This window comes from Pyxidicoccus xibeiensis, assembly GCF_024198175.1.
Classification (GTDB): domain Bacteria; phylum Myxococcota; class Myxococcia; order Myxococcales; family Myxococcaceae; genus Myxococcus; species Myxococcus xibeiensis.
Genome location: NZ_JAJVKV010000018.1, coordinates 26,031 through 44,501, shown reverse-complemented (window position 1 = coordinate 44,501; position 18,471 = coordinate 26,031). Strand labels below are relative to the sequence as shown.

Annotated in this window: 14 protein-coding genes; 5 read left to right on the top strand and 9 right to left on the bottom strand. The window is 72.4% G+C overall.

Going from position 1 to position 18,471, the window contains the following annotated elements:
• Nucleotides 1-280: 280 nt before the first annotated feature.
• The 3 genes from LXT23_RS43340 (at nt 281) to LXT23_RS43330 (ending at nt 3,435) form a co-directional block, all read left to right on the top strand.
• Nucleotides 281-949 carry a class I SAM-dependent methyltransferase gene (locus tag LXT23_RS43340; RefSeq protein WP_323379152.1) on the top strand — a complete coding sequence of 223 codons (669 nt, stop codon included), beginning with the start codon at nt 281-283 and terminating at the stop codon, nt 947-949.
• Nucleotides 950-980: 31 nt separating this feature from the next.
• Nucleotides 981-2,144 (top strand): glycosyltransferase family 4 protein, encoded by a 1,164-nt coding sequence (locus tag LXT23_RS43335; RefSeq protein ID WP_253986375.1) that lies wholly within the window; start codon nt 981-983, stop codon nt 2,142-2,144.
• 121 nt (nt 2,145-2,265) lie between these two features.
• On the top strand, nt 2,266-3,435 hold the full coding sequence (locus tag LXT23_RS43330) for a glycosyltransferase (protein WP_253986374.1): 1,170 nt from the start codon (nt 2,266-2,268) through the stop codon (nt 3,433-3,435).
• Between the two features lie 140 nt (nt 3,436-3,575).
• Here the strand turns inward: LXT23_RS43330 and LXT23_RS43325 are convergent, their stop codons facing one another.
• Genes LXT23_RS43325 through LXT23_RS43315 form a run of 3 tightly spaced genes read right to left on the bottom strand, consistent with a single transcriptional unit; the run spans nt 3,576 to nt 8,678 of the window.
• On the bottom strand, nt 3,576-5,669 hold the full coding sequence (locus tag LXT23_RS43325) for a hypothetical protein (RefSeq protein ID WP_253986373.1): 2,094 nt from the start codon (nt 5,667-5,669) through the stop codon (nt 3,576-3,578).
• 8 nt (nt 5,670-5,677) lie between these two features.
• Entirely contained in the window at nt 5,678-6,505 is an 828-nt protein-coding gene (locus LXT23_RS43320; RefSeq protein ID WP_253986372.1) for a hypothetical protein, read from the bottom strand.
• A gap of 25 nt (nt 6,506-6,530) precedes the next feature.
• Nucleotides 6,531-8,678 carry a serine/threonine protein kinase gene (locus LXT23_RS43315; RefSeq protein WP_253986371.1) on the bottom strand — a complete coding sequence of 716 codons (2,148 nt, stop codon included), beginning with the start codon at nt 8,676-8,678 and terminating at the stop codon, nt 6,531-6,533.
• Between the two features lie 271 nt (nt 8,679-8,949).
• On the opposite strand from LXT23_RS43315, the gene LXT23_RS43310 reads away from it, so the two are divergent.
• Complete coding sequence (locus tag LXT23_RS43310) at nt 8,950-10,176, top strand: glycosyltransferase family 4 protein (protein WP_253986370.1); 1,227 nt, start codon at nt 8,950-8,952, stop codon at nt 10,174-10,176.
• 9 nt (nt 10,177-10,185) lie between these two features.
• On the opposite strand, the gene LXT23_RS43305 is transcribed toward LXT23_RS43310, so the two are convergent.
• The 3 genes from LXT23_RS43305 to LXT23_RS43295 form a co-directional block, all read right to left on the bottom strand.
• Nucleotides 10,186-12,144, bottom strand: a complete 1,959-nt coding sequence (locus LXT23_RS43305; RefSeq protein ID WP_253986369.1) for an erythromycin esterase family protein — start codon at nt 12,142-12,144, stop codon at nt 10,186-10,188.
• Between the two features lie 83 nt (nt 12,145-12,227).
• The gene (locus tag LXT23_RS43300) at nt 12,228-12,803 is read right to left on the bottom strand and encodes a hypothetical protein (protein ID WP_253986368.1); all 576 of its coding nucleotides are present in this window, start codon (nt 12,801-12,803) and stop codon (nt 12,228-12,230) included.
• Nucleotides 12,804-12,807: 4 nt separating this feature from the next.
• Nucleotides 12,808-13,050, bottom strand: a complete 243-nt coding sequence (locus LXT23_RS43295) for a hypothetical protein (RefSeq protein ID WP_253986367.1) — start codon at nt 13,048-13,050, stop codon at nt 12,808-12,810.
• A 417-nt stretch (nt 13,051-13,467) separates the two neighbouring features.
• On the opposite strand from LXT23_RS43295, the gene LXT23_RS43290 reads away from it, so the two are divergent.
• Nucleotides 13,468-14,616 carry a glycosyltransferase family 4 protein gene (locus LXT23_RS43290; protein WP_253986366.1) on the top strand — a complete coding sequence of 383 codons (1,149 nt, stop codon included), beginning with the start codon at nt 13,468-13,470 and terminating at the stop codon, nt 14,614-14,616.
• Here the strand turns inward: LXT23_RS43290 and LXT23_RS43285 are convergent.
• The 3 genes from LXT23_RS43285 to LXT23_RS43275 are packed head-to-tail and all read right to left on the bottom strand — an operon-like array spanning nt 14,613 to nt 18,470.
• Nucleotides 14,613-15,755 carry a glycosyltransferase gene (locus LXT23_RS43285; RefSeq protein WP_253986365.1) on the bottom strand — a complete coding sequence of 381 codons (1,143 nt, stop codon included), beginning with the start codon at nt 15,753-15,755 and terminating at the stop codon, nt 14,613-14,615. The genes LXT23_RS43290 and LXT23_RS43285 overlap by 4 nt on opposite strands.
• The gene (locus LXT23_RS43280; protein ID WP_253986364.1) at nt 15,724-17,349 is read right to left on the bottom strand and encodes a hypothetical protein; all 1,626 of its coding nucleotides are present in this window, start codon (nt 17,347-17,349) and stop codon (nt 15,724-15,726) included. The genes LXT23_RS43285 and LXT23_RS43280 overlap by 32 nt, the downstream gene beginning before the upstream one ends.
• Nucleotides 17,346-18,470, bottom strand: a complete 1,125-nt coding sequence (locus tag LXT23_RS43275; protein WP_253986363.1) for a glycosyltransferase — start codon at nt 18,468-18,470, stop codon at nt 17,346-17,348. The genes LXT23_RS43280 and LXT23_RS43275 overlap by 4 nt, the downstream gene beginning before the upstream one ends.
• Between the last annotated feature and the right edge of the window lies 1 nt (nt 18,471).

Genomic DNA, 18,471 nt, shown 5'->3' with positions numbered 1-18,471 from the left:
AGCGGCCCGCTCCGGGCGTCATGGGGAGGGCCGGCCCGGACGGACAGACAGCCTCCCCGGGGCGCACGGCACGAGCAGGGGGCGAAATGGTACCGGGGGGACCCCAGGCCCACAAGCAACGTGAGGGCCGGGTACGGAGGCCGTTGGCTCGCCTGCCCCGGGGGACAGGTCCGAGCCTGACACGCTGGTGGACAGGCATGCGGGCAGGACGCGCCTGGACGCCAGGAAGCTCGCGCGGCTGTTGCGAGGGATGGAGCCCCGGGGCTACGGTCCGCCGCGCATGCAATCCGGCGGCAACATCTTCCAGTTCCTGAAGCGCGAAGTGCTCGTCGGCGAGCACGAGGTCTTCCAACGCACCCTGAAGGAGGCGCTGGTCGGCACGTGTGACAGCGTGCTCGACATCGGCTGCGGCTCTCGCTCGCCGCTGCACAGCTTCTCGCACCTGCTCCCGCACACGGTGGGCATCGACGGCCACGCGGCGAGCATCGAGCGCAGCCGCGCGGCCGGCATCCATCGCGAGTACCACCAGATGGAGCTGATGGACGCGGGCAAGCGCTTCGGCCCGAAGAGCTTCGACGCCGTCATCGCGCTGGACGTCATCGAGCACTTCGAGAAGCCGGACGGCTTCAAGCTGCTGGAGATGATGGAGTCGCTGGCGCGCAAGCGCGTCATCATCTTCACGCCCAACGGCTTCCTTCCCCAGGACGAGTGGGACAGCAACGTGCACCAGGTGCACCGCTCCGGCTGGGAGGTCTACGACTTCGAGCTGCGGGGCTACCGCGTCACCGGCATGAGCGGGCTGAAGCCGCTGCGGGGCGACTACGCGCTGCCGCGCATCCGCCCGCTCCGGCTGGGCAGCCGCCTGTCCATCCTCACCGAGCCCCTCGCCACGCGGTTTCCCCAGTACGCCTTCCAGCTCCTCGCCATCCGCGACATGGAAGCGTCCTAGCTCCACCCCCGGTGGAGGGCGTCGCGGCCCCATGCCCCCTTCCCTCACCGCTCCCGCCTGGCACGTCCTCACGGGCGAGTACCCGCCCCAGCCCGGCGGCGTCAGCGACTACACGCGACAGGTGGCGCTCGCGCTCGCCCACGCCGGACGCGAGGTCCACGTCTGGGCGCCGGGAGACGCCGGGGTGCGCACGGAGGACGGCGTCACCGTGCACCGCATCCCGGGGCTCTTCACGCCCGCGGGGCTGGTGCGCCTGACACGCGGGCTGGACGGGTGCCCCGCGCCGCGGCGGCTGCTGCTCCAGTACGTGCCGCATGCGTTCGGCATGAAGGCGATGAACGTGCCGTTCTGCGCGTGGTTCGCCGCGAGACGGCGGGACGAGCGCTGGGTGTTCTTCCACGAGGTGGTGTACCCGTGGAGCCCGCGAGCGCCGCTGCGCCACCAGGTGCTCGCCGGCACCACGCGGGTGATGCTGCGGCTGGTGGCTGGCGCGGCGGACCGCGTGTTCGTCTCCATTCCGGCCTGGGCGGAGCACCTGCCGAGCCGGGTGCGCGGCCTCGCGGAGTGGCGGCCCGTGCCCAGCACGCTGCCTTCCGAGGTGACCGGGAGTGCCGTGGAGGCGGTGCGCTCCACGCTGGGGCCCGGGCCGTGGCTGGGACACTTCGGCACCTATGGCGCGCTCACCGCCGGACCGCTGGAGGCGGTGCTGGTGCCGCTGCTCCGGACGGGTGGGGAGCGGCGGGCGCTCTTGCTGGGCCGGGGGAGTCGTGCCTTCGCGGAAGGGCTGGGGGCGCGGCATCCGGAGGTGGCGGGGCGGGTGGTGACGCGGGACTCGCTCGCGTCCGAGGACGTGGCGGCGCACCTGGCGGCGTGTGACGTGCTGGTGCAGCCCTACCCGGATGGCGTGAGCGCGCGGCGCACCACCACCATGGCGGGACTGGCGCTGGGCCGACCGCTCGTCACCAACACCGGGCACCTCACGGAGCCGATGTGGCGGGAGCTGGGCGCGGTGGCGCTGGTCGAGGGCACTTCACCCGGGCCGCTGGTGGAGGCCACCGAGCGGCTCCTGGCCGATGCAGGCGCACGCTCCGCACTGGGCGAGCGGGCCGCACAGGTCTACCGCGAGCGCTTCGCACTGGAGCGCACGGTGGAGACGCTGCTGCGGCCGGGGCCGATGAAGGGAAGCTCCCGGTGAGTGCTGGTCCCGAGGCTTCGAGCATGACTCAGGTGCAATGCATGGGGACCCGGAGCTGCATGAGCCCGCGTGCTCCCACCGTGCCGCTCGCCTCGCCCGGGCTTCCTGACGAGGAGGCTTCATGAGCCGGAGCCCCACGCGCGCTTCGCCCCCCCGGCTGGCGCTGCTGATGGACCCGCGCGAGGAGGGCTGGCCCAGCATGGACCTGGTGGGCGAGGCGCTCCTGGACGGACTGGCCGCCTTCCCCACCGAGGTATCCGCCGAGGCCGTGCGCCCGGCGATGCCATCCGTAGCGCGCCGTCTGCCGCGCCTGGGGGCTCGCAACGCGGCCTTCAACGTGGACCGCCTCCTCACCCGCTTCGGGCTGTACCCCGGCCACGCGCTGCGCGCCCGCGGCCGCCATGACGCCTTCCACGTGGTGGACCACACCTACGCGCAGCTCGTGCACGCACTGCCGGCCGAACGCACGGGCGTCTACTGCCACGACCTGGACGCCTTCCGCTCCGTGCTGGAGCCCCAGCGCGAGCCGCGCCCGGCCTGGTTCCGCCTCATGGCCCGCGCCCAGCTCGCGGGCCTGGAGCGTGCGGCCCTCGTCTTCCACAGCACCCAGGCGGTGCGCTCGGAGCTGCTCGCGCGCGGCGTGGTGGACCCGGCCCGCCTCGTCTGGGCGCCCTACGGCGTGTCCCCGGAGTACCGCCCGGAGCCAGCGCCGGGTGACCGGAGCGAGGACGTGCTCGCCCCGCTGGGCGGCCGGCCCTACCTCCTGCACGTGGGCAGCGCGATTCCCCGCAAGCGGCTGGACGTGCTCTTCGCCATCTTCGCGGCGCTGCGAGAGCGCCACCCGGACCTGCAACTGGTGCAGCAGGGCGGCACACTGAATGCGGCCCAGCGCGCGCAGGTGGAGGCGCTCGGCATCGGCCCCGCGCTGCTCCAGCCGCCCCGTCAGGAGCGCCCCACGCTGTCGGGCCTGTACCGCCGCGCAAGCGCCGTCCTGGTGACGAGTGACGCGGAGGGCTTCGGGCTCCCCGTCATCGAGGCCCTGGCCTGTGGCGCTCCCGTGGTGGCCAGCGACCTGCCCGTGGTGCGCGAGGTGGGCGAGGACGGCTGCACCTACTGCCCCGTGGGAGACGTGCCCACGTGGGTGGAAACCTTGGACTCGCTGCTCACCGGACGCCAGCCGCCCCCTCCACGCGAGGCCCGCCTGGCCCGTGCCGCGCGCTTCACCTGGGCCGCGCACGCTCGCACCGTGCTGGAGGCATACCTCCGGCTGCTCGGCGACGCGCGGACGTGAAGCGCCGCTTCAGCGCTTCTGCTTCTCCAGCTCCTTCAGCTTCACCCACCACGGCGTCTCGAAGCGAGTGCCCGGGTGTGCAACAGGTCTCACACGTCACCCGTCGCGAGCGCCGTCACCTCCCGCGACGCAACGGCGCGTCAGCGGTGCGAGCCAGGCCCGCGTTGGCGGGCTTCAGCCGGCCACCCGCGGCGCATCGCCACCAGCGCGAGCATCACCAGCGCCATGAAGGCCAGCGCACCGGAGCCTCCGGTAGAAGCACAGGACCAGCCCAGAGGGGAGAGCTCGTCACCCTCGCCATCGCCAGTCCCCCCGTCACCCGTGCCCGCGTCCACGCCACCATCGGAGGTACCACCGTCCGAGCCTCCGTCCGACGTGCCGCCATCCGAGCCGGCATCGGACATTGCCGGTGGGTCGAAGGGCACCGATGACTGGACGACGAACAGCCCTGCGGCATTGGTGGCCCGCACGGTGACGAGGTACGGGGTCGGGTCCGGGAGCGGGAAGTCGGTGAGGTCGACGGTCGTCTGCTCGCCCACGAACGTGAAGCCCTCTGGCCCGGCCTGACCCCACTGCTTCCCAACGCCCCACTCGTACGTCAGGGGGCTCTCATCGTCCTTGAAGCCCTTCCACGACGCGATGAGCCTCCCATTCAAGCGCTGCACGGAGACGGAGCCCGCGGTGGGCGCGGTGTCATCCACCCGCATCCGGAGGAGGATGCCGTCCGTGCCGGCATTGGCCGTCAGGTCCACACCGGCATCCGAGGGGAACCAGCCAGCCGCGCTGGAGTAGCCACCGAAGACCACCTGGCCTCCCGGGCCGGCGGCGACGCACTGCACCGCCTCTTCGGGCGAGGTGGCTCCACCTACGTAGGAGGCCAGGACGACTTCCGTCACCGCCGAGTTCACCATGGCGACGAACCCGTCCCTGGGCGCGCCGAAGGTGGAGTCGAAGGCGCTGATTGCGAGGCTCGACGAGGTCGTCCAGCCGCCGAGATAGACGTTGCCGTACGGGTCCATGGCGGAGTGACCTTCGGTCCGCTCGCTGCCTTCGATGGACGTGTTCACGCGGAGGACCAGGGAGCCCAGGAAGCCTTCGCCATTCAGCCGGAGCACGATGACATCCGTGCCCGCGTCCGGCAGGGGACTCAAGGAACTGGTGTTGCCCACGACAGCCACCCCGGCGTCCCCGCCGGGCCGGGCCAGCACGGACCGCACGTCGTCCTCTCCCCCGTCGCCCAGGTAGAACAGCCAGTAGACGCTGCCATCGCTCTGGAGCCGGGCCACGAACCCCTCGCTGCCCCCTGCGTAGGTGGTGCGGACCCAGGTGGGCGCGGGGTTGGAGATGAGCTCGGCCCCGGCAACACCGCCGACGAAGACCGTGTCTCCCTGCGTGGACACCGAGTGCGCGATGTCGTCCCGGGTGCTGCGGAAGATGCGGGTCCACTGGACCACCGCGTCGCCCTGCGAGGCAACGTTGATCTGGGAAACGAATGCCTCGTAGCCACCAGACCGCTCGTTGCTCTGGATGTTGTTCGGCGGGAACTCGCTGGCCAAGGAGGAGGCGGCTCCGTCATTCCGGCCCGTCATGCCCGTGACGTAGGCCAGGCGCTGGTCCGGACTCAGGGTGATGGCCCGGGCCTCGTCGTACAGGGCGCTCCCCAGGTACATGAAGTAGTCCACCGTGCCGTTCGGCTCCAGCCGCGCGAGGAAGCCATCCGTGTTCATCTTGCGGCCGTAGCTCGTCGTGGTGCGAGGGGCCTCCACTCCCGGGGCCACCTGGATGACGTCCGACTCGGTCCTGCCCACGACGAACACCACTCCGGTATTCGTCACCGTCACACCCGTGGCGCTGTCGTCCCCATCGCCGCCGAAGACCCGGGCCCAGCGCAGCGTCGTCCCGTCTCCCGCATAGCGGGCGACGAAGACGTCCTTCCGGCTCGTGGCCTGGGGCAGGCCCGCGTCCGGCGCCGCGGGGAACGAGAGCGCGTCCGTCCAGCCCGTCACGTAGACGTCGCCATCCGGCCCGATTGCCACGGCCTCGATGCGGTCGTGGACGTTCACCGTGGTGCCGCCGTCCCGCAGGGGTCCACCGCCTACGTAGGTGTTCCAGGCAATGGTGGGAGTGGGGTCCCACGTCGGCAGCTGCGCCGAGACCGGCGCCGGCAGGAGCGCGAGCGGGGTGAACAAGGCAGCCACGAGGGCGCCACGGAGGAAGCGCTGGTGCACGGACATCCCTTCCTTCACGGAGACAACAGGTCGAAGCCAACACCCGCGGACGCGGTCATCGCGAACGAGCGATAGCCCGCGTCGGACACCTTGAAGAGCTCGGCGCCCACGTCCACGAGCGCCGTGAGGCTGCCGAGCGCGAAGCGGGCCCCCACCACCGGCCCGCCGCCGTACGCGGACAGCCCGGGGACGGCCGTGCCCCGCAGCGCCAGGTGCGGCCGGAACGCGCCGTCCCCCAGCACGAGGCCCACCTGGAGCCCCGCACCCACCTGGGTGCCCAGCAGCGCGCGCGCGCCCACCTCGAACGAGCCGCTGCCGTACGTCAGCCCGCCGCCCACGCCCACCGACTTGCCCACCGGGTCCATGAAGCCGAACACCTCCGGCAGCAGCCGCGAGCGCCCCGACGCGGCCGGCGCCTCGGGCTCCTCCGGCTCCGCCGGCGTCTCCCAGGGAGTCACCTGCGGCGGCTCCGGGGGCTTCGTCTCGACGGGAGGAGGAGGCGCCCGCTCGGCCTCCACCTGCCTGCGGGCCTCGCCGGCCAGCGCCACGAACTCCGGCGGGAAGAGGGCCGGGTTCACCGGCTGGTCCGGGTGGTTGCGCGCCAGCTCCTCCAGCTGGGTCCACGTCTCGGACGCCAGGCCCAGCTCGTGGAGGGACGCGGCCAGGTACAGGCGCGCGGTGGCGCGCTCCCGCTCGCCCAGCTTCTGGGAGCGCAGCTCGGTCTCCAGCGAGCGGCGCGCCTTGACGTACTCGCCCCGCTCATACAGCGCGACACCACGCGACTGCGCCAGGGCGGCCACTGGCAGCAGCCACACGACACACGACAGGACACTCAGCCTCATCGGACTCGGATTCTCGGTGCGGGGTTCACTCGATTGGCTCGAGCGTCACGTGGTGCTCCGTCGTGTCACCCGCGACGATGATGACGTTGCTGCTGTAGGGCTTCAGGAGGTCATTGCCGCCCAGCTCGACCTTGTGGACGCCCGCCGGCACGTTGAACTCGTGGTGCCGCCCGAAGCGCGTGCCGCCGATGATGGCGTGGCGGAAGTAGCCCGTCACCTTGAGCTTCAGGATGCCCATGCCCGCGGGCGCGGGCTCGGTCGAGTTCGGCTCACGGCGCGCCGGCACCCGCGACAGCCCCTCGCGAGCAGGCGGCTCCTCGCGGACGGCCGGCTCGTCGCGGCCGGTGCCCACGCGCGCTGCCGCGTTGCGGCCCTCGCGCGTGACGCTGGCGAGGCGCGTCCCCTTGCGCGTGGAGCGGGTGCCCTCCTCTTCCAGGGTGCGCTCCGCCTGCGTGTCCTTCGCCAGGATGGTGGCGGCCAGCAGGGGCTTCTGCCCGCTCACCGTGCGCACGTCCTCCTGCGGGGGCGTGTCGATGGTGCCCGCGGTGCGCGCCTCCGCCGTCGGAGACGACGGCACCTCGAGGTCGCGCGGCGCTGGCACCGCAGCGGGCTCGGCAGGCTCGGCAGGCTCGGCAGGCTCGGTGGGAGGCGGCACGTCGCGCAGCGGCATCGTCTCGGCGACGGCGCCTGCCTGGAGCGGCCTCGGCATGGGAGCGGGAGTGGCCCCGCCCCGGGACATCAGCGCCCAGCCTCCGCCGAGCACGGCCAGCGCCAGGGCGGCGCCCACCGCGGCCATGACGGCGCGCGGGCGGCCCGGGCGGATGGCCTCCAGGTCCCTGGCGGTCGAGTCCACGGACTGGACCTCCTCGGCCAGGGTGGACAGCGAGGCGGGCGGCGTGGGACGGCGGGGCGCACCCGGCACGGGCGTGCCCTTCCCCGACGGCGGACGCCCGGAGCGGCGCGCGGGCTGCGGCGGCTGACGGTCGGTGCGCGCGCGCGGGGGCGGCGCCGGGATGGCGACGGCCTCCTGGGAGACGGTGGACGGCGCGCTCACCCTCGGCGGCGCGGACAGCTGGGTCGCGTCGCTGTTGAGCTTCTTGAGGATGACCTTCAGCTCGCGGCGCACGGCCTCCGCGGAGGAGGGGCGCTCCTCGGGCGTCTTCGCCAGCAGCCGCATCACCAGCGACTCCAGCTCCGGGTGCAGCTCCACGTAGGCGGAGGGCGACGGCGGCGGCGTGCGCACGTGGTGCACGGCGATGGCCATGGGCGACGGGCCCTCGAAGGGCAGCCGCCGCGTCAGCATCTCGAAGGCGATGACGCCCACCGCGTACAGGTCCGTGTGCGGGCCCACCTCCTGGCCACACGCCTGCTCCGGCGCCATGTACTCGGGAGTGCCCACCATCATGCTGGCGCGCGTCTGCGGCGTGCTGCTGTTCGGCGCCTCGCTGCGCTTGGCCAGGCCGAAGTCGAGCACCTTCACGTACTCGTTGCCGCTGCCGTCGCGCACCAGGTAGATGTTGCCCGGCTTGAGGTCGCGGTGGATGACGCCGGCCGCATGGGCCGCGCCCAGCGCGCTCAGCAGGTCGTCCAGCACCGTGACGACCTCCACCTCCATCATGGGCGAGCGCTGGTGGATGACTTCATCCAGCGGGGCGCCGTCCAGGTACTCCATCACCAGGTACTGCCCCACGCTGGGGATGGTGCCGAAGCCGAAGATGTCGATGATGCCGCGGTGGCGGATGGCCGCCGCCGCGCGCGCCTCCGTGGCCAGGTCCCGCGCGCGCCCACCCTCGGCGAAGTCCGGGCGGAGGATCTTGATGGCCACCTTGCGGCCGATGACCGGGTGCTCGCCCTCGTAGACGATGCCCATGCCGCCCGCGCCGATGCGGCGCTTCACCACGTAGTCGCCGAGCTGCCGGCCCACCATCACGTCGCGCGAGACGGACTTCTCCCAGTCGGACTCGTCACCCTCGAAGGCCGCGGGAGCGCCCTGCACCAGCACCAGCGGACGGGCCGCGGCAGGGTCCGCCGGAGTCTTTCGCCGGACGGTGGCCTCGACCTCTTCATCTTCATAGGGACTGGGGGCCACGGGCGGGGCCAGCTCGCGTGGACACAGGGTGACACCCGCGGAGTGGGCCGTCCCGCAGCGGGGGCACTTACGGAGGTTGCTCATCTCTGCGTTCATCATGGCCCGTCCCCGCGTGCGGAGGCCATCCCAGCCAGGCAAGGGTCGCACCTGACCCCTTGCCCCTCTGCTCAGCCCGCACGCATTCAAAGGGCAACGAGGGATGTCACTGGAAGTCGCAAAAAAAGTTTCTCCGGGTCGCCTGCCTTCTCTCCAGCCATGCGCACTTCCGTGTTTCACGTGTCTCACGCGATTTATCAGTGTGAGCCCCTGGTCCGCCTTGACCCCATGAAGGGGGTTTGCTTCGGTCTGTCCCGCCGTGCGCATCCTCTTCCTCAACCCGGTGGGCATCCTCGGCGGCGCCGAGCGCGCGCTGCTGGACCTGATGGCGTGCCTGAAGCAGCAGGAGGCGGGGCTGTCGCTCCACCTGCTCGCGGGGACGGCCGGGCCGCTGCTGGACGAGGCGCGTGCGCTGGGGGTGGACGCGCGGCTGCAGCCCCTGCCGGAGCGCCTGTCCGCGCTGGGTGACAGCGCCCTGCGTGGACGGGGGCCCGTAGAGGCGTTGCGCTTCGCGCGCAGCCTGGCACCCACACCGGCGCTGCTGGTGGACTACGGCCGCACCCTGCGCCGGGAGGTGGCCTCCATCGGCCCGGACCTTCTGCACTCCAACGGCATCAAGACGCACCTGCTCAGTCCCTTCACGGTGGGACTGCCGCTGAAGCGGGTGTGGCACATCCATGACTTCCTCGGCGAGCGCCCGCTGGTGCGCCGCGCGCTGGGGACGCTGGCCCCGCTGGCCTCGGCGGCCATCGCCAACTCGCGCGCGGTGGGCGAGGACACGCGGCAGGTGCTGGGCCGGGTGCCGGTGCACGTCGTCTACAACGGCGTGGACGTGGAGCGCTTCTCTCCGGGCCCCGGGGACGGTGCGCGCCTGGATGCGCTGGCGGGGCTGGCTCCCGCGCCCGAGGGCACGCTGCGCGTGGGGCTCATCGCCACGTACGCGCGCTGGAAGGGGCATGACGTCTTCCTGGAGGCGGCCGCGGAGCTGGTGCGCCTGCACCCCACCCTGCCCGTGCGCTTCTACCTGGTGGGGGCGCCGCTGTACCGGACGCCCGGCTCGCAGTTCTCCGAGGACGAGCTGCGGCGGCTCATCGCCTCGCGGGGCCTTACCGGCCGCGCGGGCCTGGTGCCATTCCAGCCGGAGCCCGCGTCCGTGTACCGCGCCCTGGACGTGTTCGTACACGCGAGCACGCGGAGAGAGCCCTTCGGCCTCACCATCGCCGAGGCGCTGGCGTGCGGGCGGCCGGCCATCGTCTCCCGGGCGAGCGGCGCGGCGGAGGGGCTCACCGACGGCGTGGACGCGCTGGCCGTGCCTCCAGGAGACATGGACGCCCTGGTGGTGGCGCTGCGCACGCTGCTGGAAGACGGCGCGCTGCGGACGCGGCTGGGCGAGGCGGCGCGGAGCACCGCCGTGCGGCGGTACTCCCGGGAGCGGTACGCGAGCGAGGTGCTCGCGGTGTACCGGACGCTGGTGCCCGGCCGCTGACGGCGGGCGCTATGGTGTCGCGCCCTGGCGCTGCTTCGCCTCGGCCTCGCTGGCGGGCGGAGGGGGCAGCATGGGGTTGGGGCGAGCGCGGGTGGTGCGCTCCACGAACAGCAGGCCGTCATAGAGCTGCAAGGCGTGGATGCTGGCGAGCGGGTAGCCCTCGTCCGAGTAGACGGAGCCGACGTCTCTGGACCGGTGGGCGCGCTTCCACCACTCCCTCACGGGGCCGGAGGCCGGCACCGCGCGCAGGTCGAGCGCGAACACCGGCAGGCCCGTGCTCGTGAGCGCCGCGTCCAGGCTGTCCTCGGGCGCAGGGGAAGCGGTGAACTCCACCACGCCTCTTCGCTCGGGCGCGGCGGCGCTCGACATGTTCATGGCCTGGAACGCGCCCTGGTTGAAGGCGAAGCCAAAGACATAGAGGCCCTTGCCGAAGGTGTCTGCGAGGTGCCGGCCCATGGGGCGGTCCAACCACTCGCCCGGGCCCCGCGACACGTGGCCGTTGTGCGCCCACAGCACCGCCTTCGTGCCCGGGCCTTCGTGCTCCAGAATCCAGCGCAGGTTTTCGGCCATGGCGCGGTCCCGCTGCTCGTAGTTGGCCTCGGCCGTCATCTTCTCCGTGGCCTGGAGCGAGATGGTGAGGTCCTGCCGCGCCAGCGCCCAGGCCTGCTTCCCGGAGCGGCGCGTGTAGTCCGCGCGCCGTGCATCGAAGCGCTTCGCCACCTCCCGCAGCGTGGCCAGCGCCGTCTGCTGTTGCTCCGGCGGAAGGGCCCAGGGGTTGGCGGTGGTGAGGGGTGTCAGGGGCTCCTTCACCTGCGCGGCGTGGTCGGCGTCCACCTGCGCCAGGTACTCCAGCACCTTGGCGGTGGAGACCCGGGGGACCTGCATGTCCACGCCGTAGAACTTCAGCTTCTTCTTGTGCGCGGGGTCCTCGTTGTAGCGGCGCATCCAGCGGATGAGCTCCAGCACCTCCTCGGTGTTCCACGTCCAGAAGTAGAGGCCGGCCAGCACCTGTGCGGGGTCGCCCTTGCCGGTGAGGACGTACTCGTTGACGGCGCGCGCCTCGGTGAAGTTCGCCTCGATGGCGAACACGGTGAAGCCCAGCTCCGTGGCCAGGAACTCCAGCATGCGGTGCTTGAGCTGGAAGAACTCGCGCGTGCCGTGCGTCGCCTCGCCCAGCGCGACGACGCGGACGTCCTTCAGGACCGGCTTCAGCTTGCGAACATCCTCGAACCCGTGGCCCGCCTCCACCGTCTTCAGGGGTACGGCGGTGCGCTTCATCCACTCCACCGCGGCCTGCTGCTCCTCTGGGGTGAGGACTCGCTCCAGGCGCACCTCCACGGACTCACCTGGCTTCGGGGCCACACGCTGCATCCGGGGCGCGAAGCCGGGCGCGGAGGCGACGAGGCTGTAGTTGCCATCCGCGAGCCGCAGCTCGAAGCGTCCCTCCGGCAGGGGCGGGAGGAAGGACACGTCGTCGTAGGGCATGCCGGGCTTCACCACCCGCAGCGCGGCGCCAGGAAGGGCACGGCCCTCCTCGTCGGTGACAGCGCCCTTGAGGGTGAAGGGCGTCTCACCCACGCGCAGCTCGACGGGCGGCGTGGCCGTGTCCGCCTTCAGGCCCACCGGTCTGGCGAAGACAATCGTTCCTTCGGGAAGGAAGGCGGCGACGGCGTACGTGCCGGGAGCGAGCGGGCCCACCTGGAAACGGCCATCCGGCCCTGCCTGTGCGGTGGTCTTCAGCGGGTCCCGCCTCAGGTCCCACGACGCGTCGTGCAGCAGCACATCCACCTTCGCGCCGGCGGCGGGCGCTCCGTTGGAGCGCAGCACCTGACCGGAGAGCAGCCCCGTGGTGGGCGGCGGCGCGGCGGGGACCGCGGCTTCCGCGGCGGGTGCTGGTGGTGGCGGCGCGGGAGGCGTGGTGGAACAGCCGGTGAGCGCTGCGAGCAGCAGGAGCGAGACGATGCGCATGGAGGTCCTCGTCGCGGGGGAACGGGTCCGGGTTACGAAGGGACAACCCTCGTCCAGGGCCGCGCTTCCGGACAAGCGAATCCTCAGGGCAGATTGTCGGGCTGGCTGTCGAAGAACGCGTGGAAGAGGGTCGTCTCGGGCGGCGCCTTGTTGTGCACGATGAGGGGAATGCGTGTGTCGGCCACCTCGCGTGGGAGCCGGCGCACGTCGAACGTCGCCTCGATGCTTCGGGAGATGACTTCAGCGGGCGCGCGCATCTCCGCTGGCAGCGGCTCGAAGCTCAGCCTCGGGTTGTGTCGCTCTCTTCCGACGAAGTCGTACTGCACGCCATAGACCGTATAGAGCGGGGCCAGGATGCTGATGCAGCCGACGAGGACGAATCGAAACGGCGGTGGTTTTCGCGGGCTGTGTGCATAGGCCATGAACCGGAAGGCCCCCTCGGATGAGGTCGTTCCGTCATGAAGGTTGAAGTCGGGAAGCTCGGAGCGGAGCGAGTCTTGTAATGCGCGCCACCTGTCGAGCTCGTCCCTCAGCGTCTCGTCCCAGAGAAGGCTGAACCGCTTGAACTCAGGCGGACTCTCCAACGCGTCGTCGTACTCCCTGTCCGCACGCCAGTAGTTCCGGGCGATGGCCAGCAGCTTTTCGGGCGAGAGGTCCATGGCGTCAGGGGCCTACCTGGACGGGGGTGGTCTTCGCATGACACCGCGCGTTCACACGGGAGCCGGCAAAGGCGCGGCGCAGCGTGGTGTCGTAGGTGGTCTTGAACCCCTGACAGGCGAGGACGAGCGGGGTCGTGGGCGTGACGGACTCGAACGCGAGCCGCGCGGCCAGGTTGGCGCAGTCCGCGGCGATGCGCTGGGCCAGGGACGTGGAAAGGGGACCGTCTTCCAGGTTCTCCATCGGCATTTCGATTCCAAGCCTGCAAAGGTACGACTCTCCAGCAACCCTGCTGAGCCCCACGTGGACGCAGGCCGCGCGCCAGCCATCTGCACCACTCGCTGTCTGCGGGACAACCGTGACGAACTGGAAGTGCTCGGGCCGGAGGCTCCCCTCGACGATGGTCATCGAGCCCCCCGTGGCACACCCCGTCAGCAGGGCGGCAAGAGGGATGAAACGCGGGAGCCGGTCCATTCCGCCACCTCCTCGCGAGCAGGCTACGGCGGTCCTCGCCCACCCCGCGCCGTCCCCGGCCAGCGGGTGTCGCCTGGTGCACTCCGGGCGGACAGTCGTCCAGGCGCATGCGTCGTCCGAACACCGCAGCCTCCGGCTTGACCGCTCCGTGCGGGTCTGGTTCGGTCGCCCCGCGTCCCCGAGGGCTCCCACGTGAAGCGGCAACGCCGGCTCGTCACTGTCTCGCATTCCTATGTCGTCACCCTCAACCGGCGCCTCGCCAACGAGATGGCGCGCGTGGGCGGAGGTGACTGGGACGTCACCGCCGTGGCGCCCCGCTTCTTCCACGGCGACCTGAGCCCCCTCACCCTCCAGCGCGAGCCGGGTGAGTCCGCGCGCGTGGAGGACGTGCGCGCCCTCTTCACCCGCTCGCTCCATGCCTTCGTCTACGGGCCGGAGCTGCGCGCGCGCCTCGCCGGTGGCGTGGACCTGGTGCACTCCTGGGAAGAGCCTTACGTGCTCGCGGGCCTGGAGGTGGCCCTCCTCACCCCGCGCCGCGTGCCGCTCGTCTTCTGCACCGCGCAGAACCTCTCCAAGCGCTACCCGCCCCCCTTCGCGCAGGTGGAACGCTTCGTCGTCCAGCGCTCCGCGGGCTGGGTCGCCTGGGGCGAGACGGTGAAGGACAACCTGCTCGCCCGGCCCGGCTATGCGAAGCGCCCCGCGCGCTACATCCCCATGGGCGTGGACGTGGACCTGTTCAACCCCGACCGCGCCGCCGGTGAGGACCTGCACCGCGAGCTCGGATGGGCGCCCTCGGGCCCGCCCGTGGTCGGCTACCTGGGACGCTTCGTCCCCGAGAAGGGCGTCACCCTCCTCATGGAGGCGCTGGAGAAGCTGACCACGCCCTGGCGCGCCCTCTTCGTCGGCGGTGGGCCCATGGAGGGCGCCTTGCGCGACTGGGCCTCACGCCACGAAGACCGGGTGCGCGTCCTCACCGGCGTGCCCCACACCGGCGTGCCGCGCGTGCTCAACGCCATGGACGTGCTGTGCGCGCCCAGCCAGACGACCCCGAAGTGGAAGGAGCAGTTCGGCCGCATGCTCGCGGAGGCCTTCGCCTGCGGCGTGCCCGTGCTCGGCAGTGACTCCGGAGAGATACCGCGCACCATCGGCGACGCGGGCCTCGTGCTGCCCGAGTCCTCCCCCGCCGCGTGGACCACCGCGCTCGCCGGCCTGCTGGAGAATCCCGAGCGCCGCGGGGAGCTGTCCACGCACGGGCGCGAGCGCGCCGTCACCCGCTTCGCCTGGCCCGTCGTCGCACGGGCCCACCTCGACTTCTTCACCGAGACGCTGGACCGACGCTAACCCTCGCGCTCCATCACGTCGAAGATGGCGGCGGACATGACGTCCCACGTCTGAGCTCGCAGGGACTCGGAGAGCGCCGCCACGTGGGGAGCCCAGGCCGCCTCCTGCTCGCGCCAGGCCTCCAGTCGCCGCACCAGCCCGTCCACGTCGTCCGGGTCATCCAGCAGCAGCCCCTGCAGCGCGGCCGGGTAGCGCTCCGCCACGCCCGCCGTGCGGCTCACCAGCGCGGGCAGGCCCGCACACAGCGCCTCGTGCACGCCCAGCCCGTAGGCCTCGTACCGCGTGGGAGCCACCAGCAGGTCCGCCGCGGACAGCAGCACCGGCACGTCCTTGCGGAAGCCGAGGAACTGGATGCGCTCGCCCAGCCCGTTCGCCGCCGCCTCGCGCTCCCACGCCTCGCGCTGCGCACCCACGCCCACCACCTTGAGGTCCACGCCCCAGTCCCCGCGCCCGCACAGTCGTGCCCACGCGCGAAAGAGTGTGTCGAAGCCCTTGCGCTTGTCGCCCAGCGCCCCCACGAACAGCGCCACGCGCCGCGACTCCGGCCAGCCCAGCGCCGCCCGCGCCGCGCGCCGCTCCTCGGCAGACGCGGGCCGGAAGCGCTCCGGGTCGCCGCCGTAGTAGATGACGCGCACCCGCGACTCCGGAACCCCGGTTGCCGCCACCAGGTCCGCCCGCGTGCGCTCCGAGTTGGCGATGATGACCCGCGCCCGCCGCAGCGCCTGCCGCTCTCCGCGCAGGTAGAGCTGGTGGCTCAGCCGCCCCTTCACCTGTCTCAGCACGCCGCCCACGGGCCGGGACACATAGGCCCCGTGCACGTAGTGCACCCAGTTCGCCGCGGGCACCGGGCAGTTGCCCCCGTTGGCCAGGACACGGCCGCCCTCGGCCCGCGTGCGCAGCGCCCAGGCGCGTCCCACCGCGTCCAGCAGCGGCTCGCCCAGCAGATACGCATTGCCCGGCTTGGGCACGTGCACGAAGCGCACGTTGGGGTAGCCGAGCAGCTCGTCCGCCACCCGGTGCGCCACCAGCCGCACGGGGCCGCCCTGCTTCGCAAGCCAGAGCGCCAGCGCCAGGTTGGCCCGGTCCATGCCGCCAGTGGCGACGAAATCACCCGCGATGAGCGTGTACGGTCTTCGCATGTGCCATGGCGCCATACAGCGCCGCGTTGAGCAGCCAGAACTCCATGCCCGTCTGGCTCAGGAAGAACGGATAGCTGAAGGTCAGCGCGAGCGCGCCCAGGTTGTACGCGAAGATGACGCTGCCCCACAGCCAGAACTCGCCGCCCCCCACGTCGTCCTTGCGCCGGGCGATGCGGAACACCCACCACAGCGTGGCCAGCATGCCCAGCGGGTAGAGCACCATCACCAGGAAGCCGCCGTCGTACACCCAGGCCGTCCACTGGATTTCGGCCCACAGGGCGGGGCGGGACGGGTCGCTGTTGTCGCCGAAGTAGGCATTGGCCATGCCGTAGCGGCCCAGGCCCGCGCCCAGCGGGTACTCCGGCAGCAGGTGCTCGAAGGTGCCCTCCAGGAAGTAGCCGCGGTTGCTCCGGTAGACCTCGTCGGGGCTCGCCTCGAAGAGGCTGGTCCACCGCGCCAGCACCACGTCGCCCCCCACCGCGACGGCCCAGCCGAAGGCCGCCACTCCAGCGCCGCCCACCACGGCCAGCAGGGCCATCAGCCGCATCAGCCGGCCACTGAGCGCCAGCACGGCGCCCATGGCCAGCAGGCACACCAGCAGGGTGATGGCGGCGGCGCGCACCTGGCACAGGTAGAGGCTGAGCAGCCCCACCAGGATGCCGCCCCCGCTCAGCACGCGCGTCAGCACACGCCGCGCCGACAGCAGGAAGCCTCCGCCCAGCAGCACGGCGTAGAAGGCCCCCGTGGCCGCGCCGCCCGGCATGTCCGTCAGCCCCATGGGGCGGTACACGCGCTGGCCGCTGGCCGTCTCGAACTCCAGGCTGCGCAGGTAGGCGTCACCCTGGCCCTGCACCGCGGAGGACAGCGCGGGCTGGAAGCGGCCCGGGAAGTAGACCTGGAGCACGCCCGCGCCCGCGCTCGCCACGTTGAAGAGGAAGAGCAGCGCCACCGTGCGGCGGAACGTCTTCGCGTCGATGGACAGCCGCGTCACCCACAGGAGCGGCGCGGCGACCGACAGCTGGATGCCCAGCTGCGCCAGGCCCGCGAGCGGGCTGACGGTGCCCGGGTTGAAGAGGTTGAGCGCGGTGAAGCCCAGCGCGCCCAGCACGAAGGGAAGCGCCGGGTGCTTCAGGCTCCGCCCCCGCACCGCCACGAGCAGCAGCAGGCTCACCCCGAACGACAGGATGCGCACCACCATGCGCAGCGGCGCGACGGCCTCCACCAGCAGCGCGAGCTGACAGCCGATGACCAGGCCGATGAAGACCAGCACCAGCTGACCCGACTGGAAGAAGCCGACCCGGGTGTTCGCCGTCCGCGCGGCGGCGACGGAGCCACCGGGCGACGGTGCGCCAGCGCGCCCCGGAGCCACGCTCCCCGAGGCGTCCGCCACCGCGGCGGCGGAGCCACCAGACGTCGCGGCCTCGGGAGCCAGTGCCTCCGCACCGCCGGTGGGCGAACGCACGGGCGCATCCAGCGGCACGGACTCCAGCGGAGCCCCGGGCGCGCTGCGCACGTACCGGCGCCGCAGCACTCCGGGCCCCTGGAGCTGGGGGCGCGTCGCGGGGGAGGTGCCCGCCTGGCGGGGGCTCCTCATGCGCGGGGCGCTCCAGCGGGCATGTCGCGCAGGGCCTGCTCCAGGCGGTGCAGGAAGGCCGAGGGGTCACAGAGCGTCTTCGCGCGAGCCGGCCCCGCCGCGCCCAGCCGCCCGCGCGCCTCGGGGTCCTCGATGAGCCGCAGCAGCGCCGTGGCCAGGGTGGCCGGCGAGGGAGGGACGAGCACGCCACACGTCGCGTCCACGATTTCCAGCGGCCCGCCCATCGCCGTCGTCACCACCGGCAGCCCGGCCCGCAGCGCCTCCACGAAGGCGATGCCGAACGGCTCCGGCCCCAGGTTGGGCTGGCAGTGGATGTCCGCGGCCTCCAGCAGGGCCGGCACGTCCGAGCGATGCCCGAGGAAGCGCACGCGCTCCGTCAGCCCCAGGGCCACCACCTGGGCCTTCAGCCCGTCCAGGTAGCGCTCCTCCTCCGGCCGCTGGGCGCCACCGGCCACCCAGGCCCGCCAGCCGGGCACCTGGCGCAGCCGCGCGAGCGCCTCCAGCAGCAGCCGCTGGCCCTTCCACTCCTGCATGCGGCTGGCCTGGACGATGACCACTTCGCCGTCGCCCGCGCCCAGCTCCTCGCGCAGCCGCGCGCGCCTCGCCGGAGCACCGTCCGTCACCGGCGCGGTCACCGGGCAGTAGCCCAGCCGCCACGGCGCGCGCGGGTAGACGGTGGCCAGCGTCCCGGCGGAGTAGCGGCTGTTGGAGATGACGAGGTCCGGCTGCGTCACGCGCGCCCAGCGCTCCAGCCAGTGCCGGCCATTCAGCGCGTCGTGCTGGTAGAAGACGAGCGGCACGCCCGCCGCGCGCACCACCGGGCCGAACAGCGCCTGCGGCCAGATGGCGTGGCAGATGACGGCGCCGTAGCGCTCGCGCTGGAGCAGCTCCCGCAGCGCCGTCCGCGCGCGCCACACCGTCCATGGGCGGCCCACCCGCGCCGCGCCCAGCAGGTGGAGCGTGGCATGGGCCTCACGCAGCTCCCGGGACAGCCGGCCCTCGAAGCAGAGCGCGAACTCGTGCGTCAGCCCGGGCTGCAGCCCCTGCTCCCGCGCGACGGTGTGCAGGAACGTCTCGATGCCGCCATAGAGGTTGCCGCTGTAGACGTGCAGCACGCGCATC

Bases quoted from the DNA above. Each gene is read 5' to 3' on its own strand.
- LXT23_RS43340 (WP_323379152.1), top strand. From the start codon at position 281: ATGCAATCCGGCGGCAACATCTTCCAGTTCCTGAAGCGCGAAGTGCTC.
- LXT23_RS43335 (WP_253986375.1), top strand. From the start codon at position 981: ATGCCCCCTTCCCTCACCGCTCCCGCCTGGCACGTCCTCACGGGCGAG.
- LXT23_RS43330 (WP_253986374.1), top strand. From the start codon at position 2,266: ATGAGCCGGAGCCCCACGCGCGCTTCGCCCCCCCGGCTGGCGCTGCTG.
- LXT23_RS43325 (WP_253986373.1), bottom strand. From the start codon at position 5,669: ATGTCCGTGCACCAGCGCTTCCTCCGTGGCGCCCTCGTGGCTGCCTTG.
- LXT23_RS43320 (WP_253986372.1), bottom strand. From the start codon at position 6,505: ATGAGGCTGAGTGTCCTGTCGTGTGTCGTGTGGCTGCTGCCAGTGGCC.
- LXT23_RS43315 (WP_253986371.1), bottom strand. From the start codon at position 8,678: ATGAGCAACCTCCGTAAGTGCCCCCGCTGCGGGACGGCCCACTCCGCG.
- LXT23_RS43305 (WP_253986369.1), bottom strand. From the start codon at position 12,144: ATGCGCATCGTCTCGCTCCTGCTGCTCGCAGCGCTCACCGGCTGTTCC.
- LXT23_RS43300 (WP_253986368.1), bottom strand. From the start codon at position 12,803: ATGGACCTCTCGCCCGAAAAGCTGCTGGCCATCGCCCGGAACTACTGG.
- LXT23_RS43295 (WP_253986367.1), bottom strand. From the start codon at position 13,050: ATGCCGATGGAGAACCTGGAAGACGGTCCCCTTTCCACGTCCCTGGCC.
- LXT23_RS43285 (WP_253986365.1), bottom strand. From the start codon at position 15,755: ATGCGAAGACCGTACACGCTCATCGCGGGTGATTTCGTCGCCACTGGC.
- LXT23_RS43280 (WP_253986364.1), bottom strand. From the start codon at position 17,349: ATGAGGAGCCCCCGCCAGGCGGGCACCTCCCCCGCGACGCGCCCCCAG.
- LXT23_RS43275 (WP_253986363.1), bottom strand. From the start codon at position 18,470: ATGCGCGTGCTGCACGTCTACAGCGGCAACCTCTATGGCGGCATCGAG.